The organism is Streptomyces sp. NPDC002845, from assembly GCF_053591955.1.
This window is the reverse complement of record NZ_JBSFUU010000010.1, coordinates 38,468-57,690: the sequence shown is the minus strand read 5'-3', so window position 1 is coordinate 57,690 and position 19,223 is coordinate 38,468. Positions and strand designations below refer to the sequence as shown.

General features: G+C 69.9%; 18 protein-coding genes and 2 pseudogenes. 11 read left to right on the top strand and 9 right to left on the bottom strand.

All coding sequences use genetic code 11. The annotated features are described in order from the left end of the window. The first annotated feature begins 420 nt into the window (after positions 1-420). Together ACWD3C_RS09480 and ACWD3C_RS09475 are read left to right on the top strand one after the other, a co-directional pair. Positions 421-1,065 carry an IclR family transcriptional regulator gene (locus ACWD3C_RS09480; protein ID WP_451141839.1) on the top strand — a complete coding sequence of 215 codons (645 nt, stop codon included), beginning with the start codon at positions 421-423 and terminating at the stop codon, positions 1,063-1,065. Between the two features lie 353 nt (positions 1,066-1,418). Further along, a complete protein-coding gene (locus ACWD3C_RS09475; RefSeq protein ID WP_451141837.1) occupies positions 1,419-2,219 on the top strand; it encodes a S16 family serine protease in 801 nt (266 codons plus the stop codon). A gap of 206 nt (positions 2,220-2,425) precedes the next feature. On the opposite strand, the gene ACWD3C_RS09470 is transcribed toward ACWD3C_RS09475, so the two are convergent. From ACWD3C_RS09470 to ACWD3C_RS09450, 5 genes and pseudogenes are all read right to left on the bottom strand, one after another. Then, on the bottom strand, positions 2,426-2,611 hold the full coding sequence (locus tag ACWD3C_RS09470) for a hypothetical protein (protein WP_451141835.1): 186 nt from the start codon (positions 2,609-2,611) through the stop codon (positions 2,426-2,428). A gap of 14 nt (positions 2,612-2,625) precedes the next feature. Then, on the bottom strand, positions 2,626-3,219 hold the full coding sequence (locus ACWD3C_RS09465) for an ArsR/SmtB family transcription factor (protein WP_451141833.1): 594 nt from the start codon (positions 3,217-3,219) through the stop codon (positions 2,626-2,628). 102 nt (positions 3,220-3,321) lie between these two features. Then, a pseudogene (locus ACWD3C_RS09460) lies at positions 3,322-3,453 on the bottom strand (glycine betaine ABC transporter substrate-binding protein); the annotation flags it as partial. Between the two features lie 73 nt (positions 3,454-3,526). Further along, positions 3,527-3,658: pseudogene (locus ACWD3C_RS09455) on the bottom strand (ABC transporter permease); the annotation flags it as partial. A gap of 31 nt (positions 3,659-3,689) precedes the next feature. Then, positions 3,690-4,163: an Lrp/AsnC family transcriptional regulator gene (locus tag ACWD3C_RS09450; protein ID WP_451142001.1), complete on the bottom strand. Its 474-nt coding sequence runs from the start codon at positions 4,161-4,163 to the stop codon at positions 3,690-3,692. Between the two features lie 122 nt (positions 4,164-4,285). Between ACWD3C_RS09450 and hppD the strand changes: the two genes are divergently transcribed. Both hppD and ACWD3C_RS09440 read left to right on the top strand, forming a co-directional pair. Further along, positions 4,286-5,440, top strand: a complete 1,155-nt coding sequence (gene hppD / locus ACWD3C_RS09445) for a 4-hydroxyphenylpyruvate dioxygenase (RefSeq protein ID WP_451141831.1) — start codon at positions 4,286-4,288, stop codon at positions 5,438-5,440. 163 nt (positions 5,441-5,603) lie between these two features. Beyond that, positions 5,604-7,019 (top strand): FAD-binding oxidoreductase, encoded by a 1,416-nt coding sequence (locus ACWD3C_RS09440; protein WP_451141829.1) that lies wholly within the window; start codon positions 5,604-5,606, stop codon positions 7,017-7,019. Positions 7,020-7,089: 70 nt separating this feature from the next. Here the strand turns inward: ACWD3C_RS09440 and ACWD3C_RS09435 are convergent, their stop codons facing one another. Beyond that, entirely contained in the window at positions 7,090-7,563 is a 474-nt protein-coding gene (locus ACWD3C_RS09435; RefSeq protein ID WP_451141827.1) for an SsgA family sporulation/cell division regulator, read from the bottom strand. A gap of 313 nt (positions 7,564-7,876) precedes the next feature. On the opposite strand from ACWD3C_RS09435, the gene ACWD3C_RS09430 reads away from it, so the two are divergent. After that, positions 7,877-9,451, top strand: coding sequence for an RDD family protein (locus tag ACWD3C_RS09430; RefSeq protein ID WP_451141825.1), 1,575 nt, complete (start codon positions 7,877-7,879; stop codon positions 9,449-9,451). An 89-nt stretch (positions 9,452-9,540) separates the two neighbouring features. Beyond that, a complete protein-coding gene (locus ACWD3C_RS09425) occupies positions 9,541-10,197 on the top strand; it encodes an RDD family protein (protein ID WP_451141823.1) in 657 nt (218 codons plus the stop codon). A 116-nt stretch (positions 10,198-10,313) separates the two neighbouring features. On the opposite strand, the gene ACWD3C_RS09420 is transcribed toward ACWD3C_RS09425, so the two are convergent. Next, on the bottom strand, positions 10,314-10,646 hold the full coding sequence (locus ACWD3C_RS09420) for a hypothetical protein (RefSeq protein WP_451141821.1): 333 nt from the start codon (positions 10,644-10,646) through the stop codon (positions 10,314-10,316). A gap of 444 nt (positions 10,647-11,090) precedes the next feature. Between ACWD3C_RS09420 and ACWD3C_RS09415 the strand changes: the two genes are divergently transcribed. Next, complete coding sequence (locus tag ACWD3C_RS09415; RefSeq protein WP_451141819.1) at positions 11,091-13,430, top strand: immune inhibitor A domain-containing protein; 2,340 nt, start codon at positions 11,091-11,093, stop codon at positions 13,428-13,430. Positions 13,431-13,551: 121 nt separating this feature from the next. Then, complete coding sequence (locus ACWD3C_RS09410; protein ID WP_451141817.1) at positions 13,552-13,926, top strand: hypothetical protein; 375 nt, start codon at positions 13,552-13,554, stop codon at positions 13,924-13,926. A gap of 57 nt (positions 13,927-13,983) precedes the next feature. Here ACWD3C_RS09410 and ACWD3C_RS09405 read toward each other — a convergent pair whose 3' ends face one another. Further along, positions 13,984-14,568, bottom strand: a complete 585-nt coding sequence (locus ACWD3C_RS09405) for an isochorismatase family protein (protein WP_451141815.1) — start codon at positions 14,566-14,568, stop codon at positions 13,984-13,986. A 297-nt stretch (positions 14,569-14,865) separates the two neighbouring features. Continuing rightward, on the bottom strand, positions 14,866-16,194 hold the full coding sequence (locus tag ACWD3C_RS09400; protein WP_451141813.1) for a nicotinate phosphoribosyltransferase: 1,329 nt from the start codon (positions 16,192-16,194) through the stop codon (positions 14,866-14,868). Between the two features lie 81 nt (positions 16,195-16,275). Between ACWD3C_RS09400 and clpS the strand changes: the two genes are divergently transcribed. From clpS to ACWD3C_RS09385, 3 genes are all read left to right on the top strand, one after another. After that, complete coding sequence (gene clpS / locus ACWD3C_RS09395; RefSeq protein ID WP_451141811.1) at positions 16,276-16,593, top strand: ATP-dependent Clp protease adapter ClpS; 318 nt, start codon at positions 16,276-16,278, stop codon at positions 16,591-16,593. Positions 16,594-16,649: 56 nt separating this feature from the next. Continuing rightward, the gene (locus ACWD3C_RS09390) at positions 16,650-17,255 is read left to right on the top strand and encodes a DUF2017 domain-containing protein (RefSeq protein WP_451141809.1); all 606 of its coding nucleotides are present in this window, start codon (positions 16,650-16,652) and stop codon (positions 17,253-17,255) included. Positions 17,256-17,610: 355 nt separating this feature from the next. After that, complete coding sequence (locus ACWD3C_RS09385; protein WP_451141807.1) at positions 17,611-19,143, top strand: alanine/glycine:cation symporter family protein; 1,533 nt, start codon at positions 17,611-17,613, stop codon at positions 19,141-19,143. Positions 19,144-19,223: the final 80 nt, after the last annotated feature.

Sequence of the window (19,223 nt, the reverse complement as noted above, 5' to 3'; positions counted from 1 at the left end):
GAGGGCGCTCCGGCGCCTTGCGATCGCACGCACCCCCACGCTCGGCTGCGCTCGTGCGGGGGGACCCCATGACGACGTGCGCTGATCCGACCGGCGATATGACACAGGCTCTGACACTGGTGCGCCCAGGCGCGCAGGTGGTGGATGTGCGCCGTACATATCGGGAGAAAACGAAGCAGTCCGTACCGGCCGGTGCCCGGATTCTGGACGGAGACTTCCGCTGAGCGAACCGGCTCGCTAATGTCCCCACACGCATACGCCCCGTGGCAGCGCCGCCGCGGAGCGCAGCCGTGAAGCGACACCGCCCGGAGCCCTCCGGGTCCAGCCGACCGGCGGCCTCTGACACGCGTCGCCGACGGGACCGGCGACGCATCCGCCGCGGAGGGGGCCGCCGCCCTCACCCAAGAAGGAGTGGGCGTCGTGACCGCGGAGACCTCCCAGACGCTCGACCGGGGACTGCGCGTCCTCAAGCTGCTCGCCGACACGGATCACGGGCTGACCGTCACCGAACTCTCGCACAAGCTCGGCGTGAACCGGACCGTTGTGTACCGGTTGCTCGCCACGCTGGAGCAACACGCTCTCGTACGGCGTGACCTGGGCGGCCGCGCCCGGGTCGGGCTCGGCGTGCTCCGCCTGGGCCGCCAGGTGCACCCTCTCGTCCGCGAGGCCGCGCTGCCCGCGCTGCGTTCCCTCGCCGAGGACATAGGCGCGACGGCCCACCTGACCCTGGTCGACGGCACCGAGGCCCTCGCCGTCGCCGTCGTCGAACCGACCTGGACCGACTACCACGTGGCCTACCGCGCCGGTTTCCGCCACCCCCTGGACCGGGGCGCCGCCGGCCGCGCCATCCTCTCGGCCCGACAGCAGCAGCCGGTCACCGAGCCCGGCTACACCCTCACCCACGGCGAACTGGAGGCCGGGGCCAGCGGCGCCGCGGCTCCCCTGATCGGGGTGACGGGCGTCGAGGGCAGCGTGGGCGTCGTGATGCTCACCGACGCCGTGCCGGAACGGGTGGGCCGACGCGTCGTCGACGCGGCCCGGGAAGTGGCCGAGGCCCTGCGCTGAGCCGCGACGGGCGCGCGGGGGCGTCGGCCGCTGGCTCCGGTCAGTTCGGGGGGACAGGGCTCGGCGGTCGGGCCGTAACCGGCGGTCGTGGTCCGACGGTCGTGGTCCAGCAGCCGTGATCCAACGGTCGTGCCCCGACGGCTGTGACCCGCGGCCCTGATCCGACCATCGATCCAACGGTCAGTGACCGGCGGTCGTGATCCGGCGGCCGATCACCGGCCGTCGTGATCCACCAGCCGTGACCCGGCCGTTGTGATCCACCGGCGGTGACCGACGGTCGCGATCCACCAGCCGTGACCCAACCGTGCTGCCCGCCACCTGGCCGGAAGTGGGCCCCACGTTAGATTGATCCCGTGCTCTCTCGTCTCTCCAGCCTGTCGCGCCCCCGGGCCGTAGCCGTCTGTGCCCTGCCCACCGCGGCCCTGCTCGCGACGGCGGCGTTCGCACCGCTGCCGTTCTCCGTGGCGCAGCCCGGCCTGACGGCGAACGTGCTCGGGGAGAAGGGCGACGACCCGGTGATCACCATCACCGGGGCGGAGACCCGGCAGACGAGCGGGGAGCTGCGGATGACCACGATCGTGGCGACGGGCCCGGACGCGCGCGTGGACCTGGCGGACGTCATCGACGGCTGGTTCCGTACGGACCAGGCGGTGATGCCGCGCGACTCCGTCTACCCGAGCGGCGACACGGTCGAGGAGATCCAGGAGTTCAACCGGGCCGAGATGAAGGAGTCCCAGGACACGGCGGCCGAGGCGGCGCTGTCCTATCTGGGCAAGGAGGGGGACGGGATCAAGGTCACCCTCAAGCTCTCCGACGTCGGCGGCCCCAGCGCGGGTCTCCTCTTCTCCCTCGGCATCATCGACAAGCTCGACGGCGACGGCAGCGGCGGTGACCTCACGGGGGGCCGCACCGTCGCCGGTACGGGGACGATCGACGCCGACGGCACGGTGGGCGCGGTCGGCGGCGTGGCCCTCAAGACGCAGGCCGCCCACCGCGACGGCGCCACCGTGTTCCTGGTGCCCGAGGCCGAGTGCTCCGACGCCGAGTCCGAACTGCCCGAGGGGCTCCGCCTGATCCCGGTGACGACCCTCAAGGGCGCGGTGAGCGCGCTGGTGGCGTTGGAGACGGGGAAGGGCTCCGTACCGAGCTGCTAGGGCCTGTATTGAGTTGCCCCGCGGCGTCGCGGTGCTGGGCACGCACGCTCGCGGCGTTGCCGAAACGCCCACGTGGCTCCTCCCCCACGCTCGAACCGGCTTCGCTCGGCTCGCGCGGGGACACCCCCATCGAGGGCGCTCCGGCGCCTTGCGATCGCACGCACCCAGTGCCGCTCCTTCTTCCACGGGGCAACTCAATGCAGGCCCTAGTGGGTGGGGGCCGGTCGCGGCGGGGCCGCGAGCCGCAGGCCGACTTCGACCAGGGTCCAGCCGATGCGGCTACGGAGGTCGAGGGGGCGCCGGGCTGCGGCGGCGAGCCGGTATGCGTCCGCCTCGGCCCGGAGCGCGGCGGCACGGACGCGGTGCAGGTCGAGGTGGGTCTCGGGATGCATCGGGCGGTGGCCTCTCAGTCCGTGGTGATGGGGAAGGCGTGCGTGTGGAGGCGTACCTGCTCGGTCTGTGGGGTGCCCTCCACGGGGGCCTGTGCGCGGTAGCTCTCGATGAGTTCGTGCATCTTCGTGTTGAGTTCGCGGGCGAGTTCGGGCGTCAGCCGCAGGGTCCAGTCGCTCATGTCCGAGGCGCCGTACCACTCCTCGGGCCACTCGTGCCGGGTGCCGATGAACGTCGCGAGTTCCTGGGCGTGCGTGGTCGCGACCTCGTGCATGAACAGCGAAGCCGCTCCGCGGACTGCCGGGTCCGGGTCCCGGATCAGGACTTCGTCGAACCGCACGCCCCGGTGGACTGCCCGCCACCACCGCTCCCGCCCCTTGCCGTGCTCGGGCGCGTCCTCGACGAAGCCGTACGCGGCGAGCTGGCGCAGGTGGTAGCTGGTGGCGCCGCTCGACTCACCCAGTTTCTCGGCGAGTCGGGAAGCAGTGGCGGGCCCGCCGCGCCGCAGCGCGACCAACAGCTGCATGCGCAGCGGATGCGCCAGCCCGCGCAGGGACCGGGCGTCGAGCTGGCGGACCTGGGACTCCTGAGGCTCCTCGGGCTCGTTCATACGTACAAAGGTAGCGTTGCAAAGAAACCCTTGCAACCCTTTCTTTGCATCACCCTTCCTTAAGTAACCCCTCCACGTCGTTGCTCAGCTTCTCCGCGCCGTACTTCTTGGCAGCCACGTCAGCCCGTTCCTCAGGTCGGCGTCGCGCACCGCCCGCCACTGGGCCCGCGGGTCGGCGATGGGCTCGCTGTTGCCCTGGTAGGTGATCCAGGCGGTGCTGGTGCACTCGTACATGGGGGAGCCGCTCGTTCAGCCCGCAGCCCGCAGCTCGTCGGCAGCGCACCGGCCGGCAGTACACGTACGCGCCTCACGACCCCACCTCCAACCCGCTGGGGTGCAGCAGCAGTTCGGCCGGCGAGGCCGGCCAGTCCACCAGCAGGGCGAGGACGACCGTGAGGATCGAACCCGGCATCAGCACCGGCACGCGCTGGGCGGTCAGAAGCTCACATGCGGTCGCCCCACGGTCTTGTTCAGTCCCGGTCCTCCGCCGCCTGCTCCACCAGCGGGATGATCCGCAGCGGAACGGGGTTCTCCATGACGATCGCGGTGGAGGCCCGGACGATGCCGTCAAAACCGACAACCCGGTCGATCACCCGCTGGAGATCGGCGTTGGAGCGGGCCACGAGCCGGCACAGCATGTCGCCGCTGCCGGTGGTCGTGTGCAGCTCCAGCACCTCGGGCACGGTCGCCAAGTGCGCCCGTACGTCCGGGCCTTGCCCCTGCCGGATCTGCAGCGTCGCGAACGCCGTGACGGGGTACCCGAGCGCGGCCGGGTCCACCTGCGGTCCGAATCCGCGGATCACGCCGTTCGACTGAAGCCGGTCCAGCCGCGCCTGCACCGTGCCGCGCGCGACCCCGAGCCGCCGGGACATCTCCAGCACGCCGATACGCGGCTCCCGGGCCAGCAGGACGATGATCCGCCCGTCCAGATGATCGATCGCCATGACGCCCTCCATGGTGGTCATCCTGTACAGATCACCCGCAATCACGGGCCATCGACTGGTCACTTTGCCCAGCGAACAATCAAACTATTGCGCACCTTGCCGAACGGAGGGAGCCTGCGGCCATGGCCGTATTCTCCGCACACACACACCACACTCCCGACACCGCACGGCAGGCAGACCCCTTCCCGGTCAAGGGAATGGACGCGGTCGTCTTCGCCGTCGGCAACGCCAAACAGGCGGCGCACTACTACTCCACCGCCTTCGGCATGCGGCTGGTCGCCTACTCCGGACCGGAGAACGGCAGCCGCGAGACCGCCTCGTACGTCCTCACGAACGGCTCCGCGCGCTTCGTCCTCACCTCGGTCATCAAGGCGGCCACCCCCTGGGGCCACTTCCTCGCCGAGCACGTGGCCGAGCACGGTGACGGCGTCGTCGACCTCGCCATCGAGGTCCCGGACGCCCGCCGCGCGTACGCGTACGCCGTCGAACACGGCGCCCGTTCGATCGCCGAGCCGTACGAGCTGAAGGACGAGCACGGCACGGTGGTGCTGGCCGCGATCGCCACGTACGGCGAGACCCGGCACACCCTCGTCGAACGCACCGGCTACGACGGCCCCTACCTGCCCGGTTATACGGCCGCCCAGCCCATCGTCGAACCACCCGCCCAGCGCACCTTCCAGGCCATCGACCACTGCGTGGGCAACGTCGAACTCGGCCACATGAACGAGTGGGTCGGCTTCTACAACAAGGTCATGGGCTTCACGAACATGAAGGAGTTCGTGGGCGACGACATCGCGACCGAGTACAGCGCGCTGATGTCGAAGGTGGTCGCGGACGGGACCCTGAAGGTCAAGTTCCCGATCAACGAGCCCGCCATCGCCAGGAAGAAGTCCCAGATCGACGAGTACCTGGAGTTCTACGGTGGCGCGGGCGTCCAGCACATCGCGCTGAACACGAACGACATCGTGCAGACGGTACGGACCATGCGCGCCGCCGGCGTTCAGTTCCTCGAAACGCCCGACTCGTACTACGACACGCTGGGGGAGTGGGTCGGCGAGACGAGAGTTCCGCTGGACACCCTCCGCGAGCTGAAGATCCTCGCCGACCGGGACGAGGACGGCTACCTCCTCCAGATCTTCACCAAGCCGGTCCAGGACCGCCCGACAGTCTTCTTCGAACTCATCGAACGGCACGGTTCGATGGGGTTCGGCAAGGGCAACTTCAAGGCGCTGTTCGAGGCGATCGAGAGGGAGCAGGCCAAACGGGGCAACCTGTAGCCCTGGCCGTAGTCGCGGCCCCACGGAACCTGACAGCCGTGGGGCCGCACGGCCGTTGATCGGGGCATGGGCCGTAGCCGGCCAGTGCGTCCCCCGGAGATTCGGCCGGCAGCGGCTGACACCGGCAGGAACGGTTCACACCGATGGCCCCAGGTGCGAACCTGTGATCATGAGCCGAATCGAAGCCCCACGCGACGATGCCACGGGGAACACGGGAAACCTTGTGGACCGGCTGCTCGCGGGTCTGCCGGCCGAGGCGGTCCTCACCGACCCGGACGTCACGGCGTCCTACTCCCGTGACATGGCGAGCTTCTGCGAGGCGGGCACCCCGGCCGTCGTGGTCCTGCCCCGCACCGTCGAACAGGTCCAGCACGTCATGCGCACCGCCACCGAGCTGCGCGTCCCGGTCGTTCCGCAGGGCGCCCGCAGCGGACTGTCCGGCGCCGCGAACGCCTCCGACGGCTGCATCGTGCTGTCCCTCGTACGGATGGACCGCATCCTGGAGATCAGCCCGGTCGACCGCACCGCCGTCGTCGAACCCGGCGTCATCAACGCGACCCTCTCCCGCGCCGTCAACGAACACGGCCTCCACTACCCGCCGGACCCCTCCAGCTGGGAGATGTGCACCATCGGCGGCAACATCGGCACGGCCTCCGGCGGGCTGTGCTGTGTGAAGTACGGGGTGACGGCCGAGTACGTCCTCGGCCTCGATGTCGTCCTGGCGGACGGGCGGCTGATGTCGACCGGCCGCCGTACCGCCAAGGGCGTCGCCGGATACGACCTCACCCGGCTCTTCGTGGGATCGGAGGGCTCGCTGGGCATCGTCGTACGAGCCGTCCTCGCCCTGAAGCCGCAGCCGCCCCAACAGCTTGTGCTGGCAGCCGAGTTCGAGTCGGCGACCGCCGCGTGCGAAGCCGTGTGCCGGATCATGGAGGGCGGACATGTGCCGTCCCTCCTCGAACTGATGGACCGTACGACGGTGAAGGCCGTCAACGACATCGCGCACATGGGCCTGCCGGAGACGACGGAGGCCCTCCTCCTCGCCGCCTTCGACACCCCGGACCCCGCCGCCGACCTCGCCTCCGTCGGCACCCTGTGCGAGGCCGCAGGCGCCACCCGGGTCGTACCTGCTGACGACGCGGCCGAGTCCGAACTGCTGCTCCAGGCACGGAGGTTGTCGCTCACCGCGCTCGAAGCGGTCAAGGGGACGACGATGATCGACGACGTGTGCGTGCCGCGCTCCAGGCTCGGCGAACTGCTCGACGGGGTGGAGCGCATCGCCGAGAAGTACCAGCTGACCATCGGGGTCTGCGCCCACGCCGGTGACGGCAACACACACCCCACCGTCTGCTTCGACGCGGCAGACCCCGACGAGTCCCGGCGCGCCCGCGAGTCCTTCGACGAGATCATGGCCCTCGGCCTGGAGCTCGGCGGCACGATCACCGGTGAGCACGGCGTGGGCATCCTCAAGAAGGAGTGGCTGGCGCGCGAGATCGGCCCGGTCGGCATGGAGATGCAACGGGCGGTCAAGTCCGTCTTCGACCCGCTGGACATCCTCAATCCGGGCAAGTTGTTCTGAGGCCCGTACGGTCCGGGCCCCGCGTATGTCCTGATGTCCTACTCCTCGTCCCGCTCACTCCTCGTCCCGCTCACTCCCCGTCCTTCGACTCGTCCGACGGCCAGGAGTCCCGCAGCCACGGGTCGTCGGCCGGGGTCGGGGCGAGCAGCTCGGCCAGGCCGTCGTCGATGCGGAGCTGCCCGATCTCAGAACCCGGGGGGACCACCCGCAGGGTGCGCTCCAGCCAGGCCGACACCTGCGGGGACGGTGCCTGGAGCAGCGCGTCCCCGTCGGGCGAGCTCAGCGCCATCAGCACGACGCTGCGGCCCAGCACCTTCGTCGGCCACACCCGCACGTCCCCGTGCCCGCACGGCCGGAACACCCCCTCGACGAGCAGTTCCCGTGCGAACGTCCAGTGCACGGGGTGCTCGGAGCCGATGTGGAAGGTGATGTGGACGGCGTACGGGTCGTCGCTTCGGTAACTGAGTCTGGCCGGGACCGGGATGCTGCGCTCCGGCGACAGCACGAGATTGAGCTCCAGTTCGCGTTCCACCACGGTGTGCATGTTCTGCGTTTCCTCTCTCGTAGGGTTCGTAGGGGTTCGTACGGACTCTCAGGGAGTCCGTACGGGGTTCGAGGCCCTGTGAGCGGGCCCGTACGAGGAGAGAGGGGAGCCGGACCCGGATCATTACGCGGGTTCGCGGAGATTTTTTCCGGCCCCGTGAGCGGGCGGCGGGGGAGGACTCGGCGGGGCACGGCCCGTAGCAGAACCGTGCTCGAAAGGGGTGGGTCCGGCGGGACGGGCGCTGACACTTGCGGCGATCTGATAGATGTGGACGCCCCCTTATCAACCCCCGAGCAGATACGGGACGACGGACATGAGCGCCCCAACCCCGGCCCCCGGTGACGACAGGCCCCGCGAAGGGTATTACCCGGACCCGTCCATTCCTGGATATGTCCGGTACTGGAACGGTGCCGCCTGGGTGCCGGGTACGAGCCGTCCGGCGCCGTCCGACGGCGAACCGCTCTCCCCGCCGCCCGGCGCGGGCCCCGCGCTGCCCACGGTGGAGGAGACGGGCCCGCACTTCTTCGACGAGGACCCCGAGCCCGGGCCCGCCTCGCAGCAGCCGAGCCCGGCAGAGGCGCAGCACGGGAGCCGTCCCGAGCCCGCGTCCGCGTGGGGTGCCGACCGTTCCCGCCAGGCCGGCTTCGGCGGCGAGCCGGACCGCCGCGTCTCCTGGGGCTCGCCGCGCGGCGCCGACCCGCGTGACCCGAGGGTGCCGGGCCCGGCGGAGCCCGCCGACGAGGGCGGCGCCGCGCGGACGGCCGGCGCGGACGGTACGGCGGCGGTCCCCCCGGCGGACTCGGACGCCTCGCCGGGCACGATGGTCTTCCGCCGACCTGCCGGTGCCGTGCGCCCGGCGGGCGCGGAGGCGGTGCCCTCCGAGGGCACCATGACGTTCCGGGCGCCGCTCAAGCCGCGTACGGGGCAGCAGAGCGGGGGCACGGGTGCGGCGGGCTCGGCCGCCGAGGGGGCCGCCGGACCGGCGTCGGGACCGGCGTCCGGGCCGGCTTTCGGCGCCCCCAGGACGAGCGCTCAGGCCGCCGCGCAGCAGGCCCTGGGCATCGGCCACCAGGCCTCGGCCCCCGAAGCCTCCGCAGCTCCCACGGCCCCGGCAGCCTCTGCGACCCCCGCGGCCACTGCGGCCCCCTCGACCCCGTCCGCCCCGCAGCCGTCGCAGCCCCGGCAGCCCTCGCCCACCGTCCGGCCGCAGTCCCCTGCCCCTGCCCCCGCCCCTGCCCCTTCTCCATCTCTTTCCGGCGCCCCCATGGCCCCCGGCTCCGGCGGCGGTCAGCCCTCCTGGGCGCAGCAGGTCCACCGGCTGGCCGATGTCGAGGGAGAGCAGCCGGTCACGCCGTGGAAGCCGGTGACGGAGGACCCGTTCCAGGCGGTCGTCCGTGCCCAGGCGGAGGCCCGCCCGGCGGGACTCGGCAAGCGGTTCGCCGCCCGGCTCCTGGACACCCTGGTGCTCGGCACCGTCACGGGCGTGGCCGCCGTACCGCTCGGCACCAGGGCGATCGACCACATCGACGACAAGATCGACGCGGCCAAACTCTCCGGTGAGACGGTCACGGTCTGGCTGCTCGACGGCACGACCTCGCTGTACCTCGGCATCGTCCTCGCCGTACTGCTCGTCGCCGGGGTCCTCTACGAGGCGCTGCCCACCGCCAAGTGGGGCCGCACCCTGGGCAAGAAGGTGCTCGGCCTGGAGGTCCGCGACATCGAGGGCCACGATCCCCCGTCCTTCGGCCTGGCCCTGCGCCGCTGGCTCGTCTACAGCGTGCCGGGCCTGCTCGCCATCGGTGTCGTGGGCGTCGCGTGGTGCCTGTTCGACAAGCCGTGGCGCCAGTGCTGGCACGACAAGGCGGCGCATACGTTCGTCGCGGGCTGACCGCGTACGCCGTAAGCACCACGCGATTCCGTACTCCGGACGGCCCCGCGCCGGATGCGGAGCCGGAGGGTTCGCGGTCGACTCGGGCCATGAGCAGCCAACCGCCGCCCTTCGGTTCCGGTCAGTCCCCGGACGACGATCAGTTCAAGAAGCAGCCACCGCCGGACCGGGGCGGCGGCTCTCCTTACGACACTCCCTCGACCCCGCCGCCGTACGACTCCTCGTCCGGCGCCCAGCCCCCACCCTCCGGCGACCCCTACGGTGGCGGCGGCCCGTACGGCGGCGATCCGCTCGCCGGTATGCCGCCGCTCGCCGACAGCGGCAAGCGCGTCCTCGCCCGCATCATCGACATGATCATGGTGGGCGTCGCGGTATGGCTGGTGGCGTGGGGCTTCGGGCTCGTCGAGACCACGTTCGACACGGACGACATCAACACCGGCGACTCCTTCGGTCAGGGTGTGATCGCCGCGGTCCTCTACATGGGGTACGACATCGTCTTCACCACACGCAACGGCCAGACCCTCGGCAAGCAGCTGATGAAGCTGCGGGTGGCCAACCTGAACGACGGCTCGACGCCCTCCATGCAGACCGCGCTGATGCGGGCGGCGGTGCTGTGGATCCCGTTCGCGTTCTGCTGTGCCTGCATCTGGACGGCGATCGCGGGCGGTTGGAGCTTCTTCGACAAGCCGTACAAGCAGGGGCTGCACGACAAGGCGGCCAAGACGGTGGTGGTCAGCACGGGTTGACCGTAGGAGGAGTACGGAAACGACCGGTGGGCCCGTGCGTCACGGGCCCACCGGTCGTTCGTTCGTACAGCAATGCGGCAATGCGGCAATGCGGCAATGCGGCTGTGCGTCCGTGCTCAGCGCTCCGCGGGCTCGCGCACCGGCTCGGCCGCGAACGAGGCGGAGACGGCCTCGCGCTGAACCGGAACGCGTTCCTTCGGAATGTCGGAAACACCGGCACTACCGGCGGCTTCGGCTGCCGGGGTCGGAATCGCGGCCGCCGCGGCGGCCGGCGCCGGCTTGCGCACGGGCACGGTCATCGAGACGAGCAGCCCGAGCGCGAGCGCCGAGAGGGCGACCAACGCGACACCGACGACCGAACTCGTCTGTGACAGCAACAGCATGGAGAGTGTGGACAAGATCACGGTGCAGGAACCGTAGGCGAGCTGTGCGACGGTCGGACGAGGCATGGCAATCGTGTCCTCGGTTCGGGGGTCTCCCCGCGCCTCTCTCGATGGGGGAGGATGCGGATACGAATCAAAGCTGTGGCAACGGTGTCGGCTTGACTTTCCGCCGACTTCCGGCGTTCCGCCAATCGACCCTATTCGCCAGCGTGCCCGAGTGGAACGACGGGTAAGCGTGACCTGACCCACGGGGCCGGGGGCACGGGGGGCGCACAGATTCATGCGGTCCGCGAAGTGGACGCGATCACGCGCCGGTTGGCGGGTCGCCGTAACGTCCGGTTAACGAACCGCGCCTCCGCATAGTGCACTTGTCCTGTCCAAGTCAAGGTCTGTTTTTTCTTCCGAAACTCCGGTCGAATGGCGTCACTTGACTACACGCGTATACCGCGCGCGGATTCTTCCATGACCGGACCCTCCTTCCGCGCGAACGGGCGCGGGGGAGGACATCAAGTGACCAGTAGACCCTGGACGTATCGAGCGACGGCGATCGGCGTCGCGTTCGCCGCGGCCGCCGCGACGTTCTCGACCTTCGCGGTGGCACAGGCCGACGAAGGCTCGTCGGCGGCGGCCGTGGACCGGCACGACCCGGCGGAAGCACACGCCGAGCACGACCACGACCTCGAAGGACCCCTGAGCAAGACGCAGGCGGCGCAGCGCGAGGAGGCCCTGAAGCAGGTCATATCCGGCGATGCCGCGGTCAAGAAGCGTGACGGCTCCCAGGTCGTGGAGCTGAAGAGCGGGAAGGGCAAGAGCAAGTACGTCGAGCTCGGCCGGGAGAAGACCGACAAGATCTTCACGATCCTCGTCGAGTTCGGTGACGAGATAGACAGCCGCTACGGCGGCACCGTCGGCCCGCTGCACAACGAGATAGCCGAGCCGGACCGCACCCAGGACAACAGCACGGCCTGGCAGGCGGACTACAACCAGGAGCACTTCCAGGACCTCTACTTCGGCGACGGCACCGCGTCGATGAAGACCTACTACGAGAAGCAGTCCTCGGGCCGCTACTCGATCGAGGGCGAGGTCTCCGACTGGGTCAAGGTCCCCTACAACGAGGCCCGTTACGGCTCCAACGACTGCGGCAACTGCGCCTGGTACGCGGTGTCCGACGGCGTCAACGCGTGGGTCGACCAGCAGAAGGCGGCTGGTAAGTCCGACGCCGAGATCCAGGCGAAGCTGGCCGAGTACGACGTGTGGGACCGCTACGACTTCGACGGCGACGGCGACTTCAACGAGCCCGACGGCTACATCGACCACTTCCAGGTCGTGCACGCCGGTGAGGACGAGTCCGCGGGCGGCGGCGCCCAGGGCGAGGACGCCATCTGGGCCCACCGCTGGTACGCGTTCGGCACCGACGCGGGCCGCACCGGCCCCGAGAACAACCGGCTCGGCGGCGCCCAGATCGGCGACTCGGGCATCTGGGTCGGCGACTACACCATCCAGCCGGAGAACGGCGGACTCGGCGTATTCGCCCACGAGTACGGCCACGACCTCGGTCTGCCGGACCACTACGACACCTCCGGCGGCGGCGAGAACTCCACCGGTTTCTGGACCCTGATGTCCTCCGGCTCCTGGCTCGGCACCGGCGGCGACAACATCGGCGACCTGCCCGGTGACATGACCGCCTGGGACAAGCTCCAGCTCGGCTGGCTCAACTACGACACGGCCAAGGCCGCGACGAAGTCCAGGCACACCCTGGGTGTCGCCGAGTACAACACCAAGAACGCCCAGGCCCTCGTGGTCGAGCTCCCGGAGAAGACGGTCACCACCGAGATCGTCGAACCGGCGCAGGGCGAGATGCAGTGGTGGAGCGGCAGCGGTGACAACCTCTCCAACACACTGACCCGTTCCGTGGACCTCACGGGCACGTCCTCGGCGGAGCTGACCCTCGACGCCTGGTACGACATCGAGGCGGACTACGACTACCTCTATACCGAGGTCTCCACCGACGGCGGCGCCAACTGGACAGCCATCGACGGCACGGCCGACGGCGTGGCGATCCCGCGCGACGCCGGCGACAAGCCGGCGCTGTCCGGTTCCTCGGGCGAGCACAAGGAGTTGGCGTACTCGCTGGACGCCTACGCGGGCCAGAGCATCGACCTGCGCTTCCGCTACTCGACGGACGGCGGCGTGGCCCCGAAGGGCTTCACGGCCGACTCGATCGCCGTGACCGCCGACGGCGCCGCGCTGTTCTCGGACGACGTGGAGACCGAGGACGCGGCCTGGACGACCAAGGGCTTCACGCGGGTCGGCGCGTCCATCACGGACGACTACGCGCAGTACTACATCGCCGAGAACCGTCAGTACGTGTCGTACGACAAGACGCTGAAGGTCGGCCCGTACAACTTCGGCTTCGCGACGACCCGTCCGTCCTGGGTGGAGCACTTCCCGTACCAGAACGGTCTGCTGATCTGGAAGTGGGACACCTCGCAGCCGGACAACAACACCAGCGAGCACCCCGGTGCCGGCCTGGTCCTCCCGGTCGACTCGCACCCGACCGCGCTGAAGTGGTCCGACGGCACGCTGATGCGGAACCGGATCCAGACGTACGACGCGCCGTTCAGCTGGTACCGCACGCAGGGCATCACGCTGCACAACGCGGACGTCGCCACGAAGATCCCGTCGAAGCGGGGTGTGCCGGTGTTCAACGACCACACCAGCACCTACTACGACGAGTCGAACCCGCTGGGCGGTGTCGAGGTCACTGACACCAACACCAAGATCAAGATCGTTCGGGAGGCCTGGAACGGCTCCACGATCAAGGTCCAGGTGGGCCCCGCGGTGAAGTAGTCGCTGTTTTCGCAGGTCAGAGCGTGATCGGCCGTGACCCCCTGGCGGGTCGCGGCCGATCGTGTTTAGGTGCGTGCTGTGACCCGCTTATTGACACCGACCTACACGGGGGCGTGACCGCATGGCCGCAGGAGGTTTCTGCAAGCTGCCGAACGGCAGTGTGGTGGTGGCTCTGAACCTGCCCAGCCCGGCGGAGCCGACCCCCGGCTCCGGATCGGGCTCCGGCGGCCCCGGCTCCGCCCCGGGCTCGGTCCGCGTCCTGGTCCACGCCCAGAACCGCGCCCGGGCTCTGACCCGCCTCCGCAACCTCGGCATGCGCGCCGTCTACCTCCGCGGCAACGCGGCCCCGCCGACTCCCGACGAGGTCACCGCCGTCCTCCACCACCCCGACGGCCTGATATGGCGCACGGCCCCCGACAACGGCCTCCCCGCCACGGAACTCTGGCACCCCATCCGAGCCCTGCTCCGCAGGCCGGCGGCCCCACAGGGCCTGTAGCGCGCCCCTGCTCGCCCACCGGGCAGCTTCCTCCGCCCCCGTACGTGGCGGCCCGGGCTACACCACCGGCTTGCCCGAGAGCTCCACCCCGGCGTCCCGCATCTCCTCCAGGGCCCGCTCGGTGGTTTCCTCGGCCACGCCGGCGGTGAGGTCGAGGAGGACGTGGGTGCGGAAACCCTCGCGGGCCGCGTCGAGCGCGGTGGCGCGGACGCAGTGGTCCGTGGCGATACCGACCACGTCGACCTCGTCGACCTCGCGGGCGCGCAGCCAGTCGGCGAGCTTGACGCCGTTCTCGTCGACGCCCTCGAACCCGCTGTAGGCCGCCGCGTACGCACCCTTGTCGAACACGGCGTCGATCGCGCCGGAGGCGACGGCGGGGGCGAAGTTCGGGTGGAAGCCGACCCCCTCGGTGCCGGCCACGCAGTGCGCCGGCCAGGAGTGGACGTAGTCGGGATTGTCGGCGAAGTGGTTGCCGGGCGCGATGTGGTGGTCCCGGGTCGCCACGACATGGCGGTAACCGGCGGGGGCCTGCCCGATCAGCTCCGTGATCGCGGCGGCGACATCGGCGCCCCCGGCCACCGCGAGGCTGCCCCCCTCGCAGAAATCGTTCTGCACGTCTACGACGATCAAGGCGCGGCGCATGGTCGGTGTCCTTCGACTATGGGGTCGGTGAGAGGGGTACGGGCCCGGCCGGTGGAACACGTGGAACAAGTGGAACACGATGAACTGAACACGATGAACTACCGAGCCTAGAGACTTCGGGGGCAGCGGCGGAAGGGGCGTTCGGCAGCCGCTCGGGGCGCGTGCCGGTGCACGGGTCGGGTGCGCGGGTCGTACGCGGGGCACGTCGTGGTCGCGTTCCCGCCGCACGCCCGTTCATTCGCCTGTGTGCGCCCCACCTCGCCGTGCCCCGGTCACAGGCCGCGGGCCCGCGGCGTTTCACACGTACTCGGTGGGAATGACCGCCTCCCCTCGCGACAGCTGGGTCGCCGACAACGGCAGGCCGACGAGCGCGGCCACGTGCCGGTCCCGTACGACGTCCAGCGGCTCCCGGGCGACGACCTGGCCGCCCTTGATCAGCTCGACCAGCAGCTGCCGGTCGGCCAGCTCCGCCGGGACGGCCCCCGTGCCGACCACCTCGGCCTCCGCGACCCCGTACTCGTCCAGCCGCCGCGCCGCCCACTTGCGGCCCCCGATGGACGTCTTGCCGCCGGTCGACTTCTTCGCCACGGGGACGAGAGGGGCCTTGGGGTCCGTCGAACCGGCCCGCGCCACCAGTTTGTAGACCATCGAGCAGGTCGGGTGCCCCGACCCCGTCACCAGCCGGGTACCCACCCCGTACGAGTCCACCGGCGCCGCGGCAAGGGAGGCGATGGCATATTCATCCAGATCCGAGGTCACGATGATCTTCGTCTTGGACGCCCCCAGCTCGTCCAGCTGCTGCCGCACCCGGTGCGCGACCAGCAGCAGGTCACCGGAGTCGATCCGCACCGCGCCCAGTTCGGGCCCGGCTGTCTCCACGGCCGTACGGACGGCCTCGGCGACGTCGTACGTGTCCACGAGCAGCGTGGTGCCCCGGCCCAGCGATTTCACCTGGGCCTGGAAGGCGTCCCGCTCGCGGTCGTGGAGCAGGGTGAAGGCGTGGGCGGAGGTGCCGACCGTCGGGATGCCGTAGCGGAAGCCGGCGGCCAGGTCGGAGGTGGAGGTGAAGCCTCCGACGTACGCGGCGCGCGAGGCGGCCACGGCGGCCAGCTCATGGGTGCGCCGGGCGCCCATCTCGACGAGGGGACGGTCGCCCGCCGCGCTGGACATCCGCGAGGCCGCCGCCGCGATGGCGGAGTCGTGGTTGAGGATGGAGAGGATCACCGTCTCCAGGAGCACGCACTCCGCGAACGTGCCCTCGACCCGCATGATCGGCGATCCCGGGAAGTACACCTCGCCCTCGGGGTAGCCCCAGACGTCCCCGCCGAAGCGGTAGTCGGCGAGCCACGCCAGGGTCTCCTCGTCGACGATCCCGTGCTCGCGCAGGAAGTCGAGGACGCCCGCGTCGAAGCGGAAGTTCTCCACCGCGTCCAGCACCCGCCCGGTCCCGGCCACGACGCCGTACCGCCGCCCCTCGGGCAGCCGCCGGGTGAAGACCTCGAACACCGAGCGCCGCTCGGCGGTGCCCGCCGCCAGCGCGGCCCTCAGCATCGTCAGCTCGTACTGGTCCGTGAAGAGCGCGGTCGAAGGGACGTCGACCGGCAGCCCAAGGTCGGCTGTGTTCATGGCAACTGATGATACCCCCCATCTCGTCACTCTGACGATTTTACGTTGCCATTTGTGCGAGTACCCCCCTCTGGTGGCAGCATGGGCCGTGTGACGGCACCCGCACCCATCGAGACCGAGAAGACCGAGTCGGCGGAGGAGGTCTTCGCCGTACCCGAGCCCGACGTCCCCTGGGTCACGATCGTTCACAACGACCCGGTCAACCTCATGAGCTATGTGACGTATGTCTTCCAGGCGTACTTCGGCTATTCCAAGGACAAGGCCACCAAGCTCATGCTCGACGTGCACCACAAGGGCCGGGCGGTCGTCTCCAGCGGGTCGCGCGAGGAGATGGAACGCGACGTACAGGCCATGCACGGCTACGGTCTGTGGGCCACTCTCCAGCAGGACCGCAAGTAGCCCAGTCCTCCAAGCAGTCCTCCAAGCCAGTAGGCCGGAAGCAGCGAACTCACTCCATGTCAGGACACTTCGAACCGATCTCCGGAGGCGGCGCGGCCGTCGCGCTCGACGAGGTCGAGATCTCCATCATCCGCTCGCTGGCCGTGCAGCTCCTGGAGCTCATCGGACCCGGCCCCGCGGACGAGGCCACCGACGACCCCCTCGCCGAGCTCTTCTCCGACGGTCCGAGCGAACCGCCGAAGGACCCCGTGCTGCACCGCCTCTTCCCGGACGCGTACGGCGGCCCCGGCGGCGATCCCGGCTCGCCCGGGGAGGCCGAGGAGCTGCGCGCGTACTCGGCCGAGTTCCGCCGTTTCACCGAGAACGACCTGCGGGCCGGCAAGCGCGAGAACGCCCTCGCGGTGATCCGCTCCCTGGACCAGCTGGCCGCCACGGGCGAGGGCGGGGCCGTACTGAAGCTCACGCCCGACGACTCCCGGCAGTGGCTCGGCTGTCTCAACGACCTCCGCCTCGCGATCGGCTCCCGGCTCGACATCGCCGACGAGGAGGACACCGACCTCCTCTACCGGCTGCCGGACGAGGATCCGCGCAAGCCGATGGTGATGGCGTACTTGTGGCTGGGCGGGCTTCAGGAGACGCTCGTCTCCACCTTGACGTCCTGATGTCAAGACGTCGGATGATTGCTGTTTGCCGAGCGTTCGCTCAGCGAACGATCAAATCCGGATAACGATCCAGTTACCGCCCCTGGGGTTTTGTCCCTTGGGGCGGTTTTGGGTGATTCGTATCACTCGAACACATCCTAAGACCGTGGTAAGAACTCCCAACTCCTAACGCGGCGATCCCGCCGTGCTGCGGAGGAGCCGGGTCGCGCCCGGTGTACGACCAGGAGTAACCCGGCCCGGGTCCGCGGGCTGCCCCGCTCCCGGTCGTCGAACGGACAATGGCGTTCGCTCGCCGACCGCAACCCGCATTGCTGCCGTACCCCGTCAGCAACGTCCCCGCGTCCGAGGTAACTCGATGTCACTTGAATCAATCACCAACTCCATCGACGACGCCGTCAGCGGCTTCTTCGAACCCGTCGCGAATGGCGTCGGCGACGTCGTCTTCTACTCCGTGTCCGTCGGCGGCACCGACCTTCCGCTGATCGTCGCCTGGCTCGTCGTCGCGGGCCTGGTCTTCTCCGGCTGGTTCGGGCTGATCCAGCTGCGCAAGTTCAAGCTCGCCTTCGACGTCGTACGCGGCAAGTACGACGAGGAGGGCGCGGCCGGTGAGGTCAGCCACTTCCAGGCCCTGACCGCCGCCGTCTCCGGCACCGTCGGCCTCGGCAACATCGCCGGTGTCGCCGTCGCCGTCTCCATCGGTGGCCCCGGCGCCACCTTCTGGATGATCCTGTGCGGTCTGCTCGGCATGGCGAGCAAGTTCGTCGAGGTCACCCTCGGTGTGAAGTACCGCGAGGAGCACGCGGACGGCACCGTCTCCGGCGGTCCGATGCACTACCTGCCCAAGGGCCTCGGTGAGCGCTTCGGCAAGGGCGGCCGCACGTTCGGCAAGGTGCTCGCCGTCGCCGCCTCGATCATGATCCTGTTCTTCGGTCTGATGGGCGGCAACCTGTTCCAGACCAACCAGAGCTACGCGCAGGTCGCCTCGACCTTCGGCGGCGAGGACGGCTTCCTGGCCTCCTCCGCCGGTGCCGTGCTGTTCGGTCTCGTCGTCGCCGCCCTTGTCGGCCTGGTGCTGCTCGGCGGCATCCGCTCCATCGCCAAGGTCACCAGCCGGCTGGTCCCGGCGATGGCCGCTATGTACATCGTGGCCTGCCTGGTCGTCATCCTGACGAACGTCACCGCGGTGCCCGACGCGATCGGCACCATCTTCAAGGGCGCGTTCGAGGCCGAGGGTGTCGCCGGTGGTGTGATCGGCGCCCTGATCGTCGGCTTCCAGCGGGCCGCGTTCTCCAACGAGGCCGGTCTGGGCTCCGCCCCGATCGCCCACTCCGCGGTCAAGACCAAGCACCCCGCGAGCGAGGGTCTGGTCGCCCTGCTGGAGCCGTTCATCGACACGGTCGTCATCTGCACCATGACCGCGCTGACCATCGTCATCGCCAACCCGGCCAGCTGGGGCGAGGCCCGCGCGGGCGAGGGCATCGGCGGCGTCACCATCACCTCCGACGCCTTCGAGACCGTGCTGCCCTGGTTCCCGAACCTGCTGACCGTCGCGGTGCTGCTGTTCGCCTTCTCCACGATCCTGACCTGGGGCTACTACGGCCTCAAGGCCTGGTCGTACCTCTTCGGCAAGAGCAAGGCCAGCGAGACCACGTTCAAGGCCCTGTGGAGCTTCTTCGTGATCGCGGGCTCGCTGCTCTCCCTCGACTCGCTGATCTACCTGGGTGACTCGGCGCTGTTCCTGCTGTCGGTGTTCAACATCATCGGCCTCTACCTGCTGGCCCCGATCGTCAAGCGCGAGCTGAACAACTTCCTGGAGTTCGTCCGGCGCCGGAAGGCGGGCCTGCCGGACGCCGACGAGCAGCCGGAGACCGCGAAGGTTCTCGACTGACCCGACTGATCCGAGCCCCAAGGCTCAGCATGTGGGCCGTCCCGTACCACTCCTCGGTACGGGACGGCCCTTCTGCTTAT

Coding starts and splice junctions, on each gene's coding strand:
- ACWD3C_RS09435 (WP_451141827.1), bottom strand. CDS start 7,563: ATGCACACCGTGGTGGAACGCGAACTGGAGCTCAATCTCGTGCTGTCG.
- ACWD3C_RS09430 (WP_451141825.1), top strand. CDS start 7,877: ATGAGCGCCCCAACCCCGGCCCCCGGTGACGACAGGCCCCGCGAAGGG.
- clpS (WP_451141811.1), top strand. CDS start 16,276: ATGGGCCGTGTGACGGCACCCGCACCCATCGAGACCGAGAAGACCGAG.
- ACWD3C_RS09410 (WP_451141817.1), top strand. CDS start 13,552: ATGGCCGCAGGAGGTTTCTGCAAGCTGCCGAACGGCAGTGTGGTGGTG.
- ACWD3C_RS09405 (WP_451141815.1), bottom strand. CDS start 14,568: ATGCGCCGCGCCTTGATCGTCGTAGACGTGCAGAACGATTTCTGCGAG.
- hppD (WP_451141831.1), top strand. CDS start 4,286: ATGGCCGTATTCTCCGCACACACACACCACACTCCCGACACCGCACGG.
- ACWD3C_RS09390 (WP_451141809.1), top strand. CDS start 16,650: ATGTCAGGACACTTCGAACCGATCTCCGGAGGCGGCGCGGCCGTCGCG.
- ACWD3C_RS09385 (WP_451141807.1), top strand. CDS start 17,611: ATGTCACTTGAATCAATCACCAACTCCATCGACGACGCCGTCAGCGGC.
- ACWD3C_RS09465 (WP_451141833.1), bottom strand. CDS start 3,219: ATGAACGAGCCCGAGGAGCCTCAGGAGTCCCAGGTCCGCCAGCTCGAC.
- ACWD3C_RS09420 (WP_451141821.1), bottom strand. CDS start 10,646: ATGCCTCGTCCGACCGTCGCACAGCTCGCCTACGGTTCCTGCACCGTG.
- ACWD3C_RS09470 (WP_451141835.1), bottom strand. CDS start 2,611: ATGCATCCCGAGACCCACCTCGACCTGCACCGCGTCCGTGCCGCCGCG.
- ACWD3C_RS09450 (WP_451142001.1), bottom strand. CDS start 4,163: ATGGCGATCGATCATCTGGACGGGCGGATCATCGTCCTGCTGGCCCGG.
- ACWD3C_RS09400 (WP_451141813.1), bottom strand. CDS start 16,194: ATGAACACAGCCGACCTTGGGCTGCCGGTCGACGTCCCTTCGACCGCG.
- ACWD3C_RS09425 (WP_451141823.1), top strand. CDS start 9,541: ATGAGCAGCCAACCGCCGCCCTTCGGTTCCGGTCAGTCCCCGGACGAC.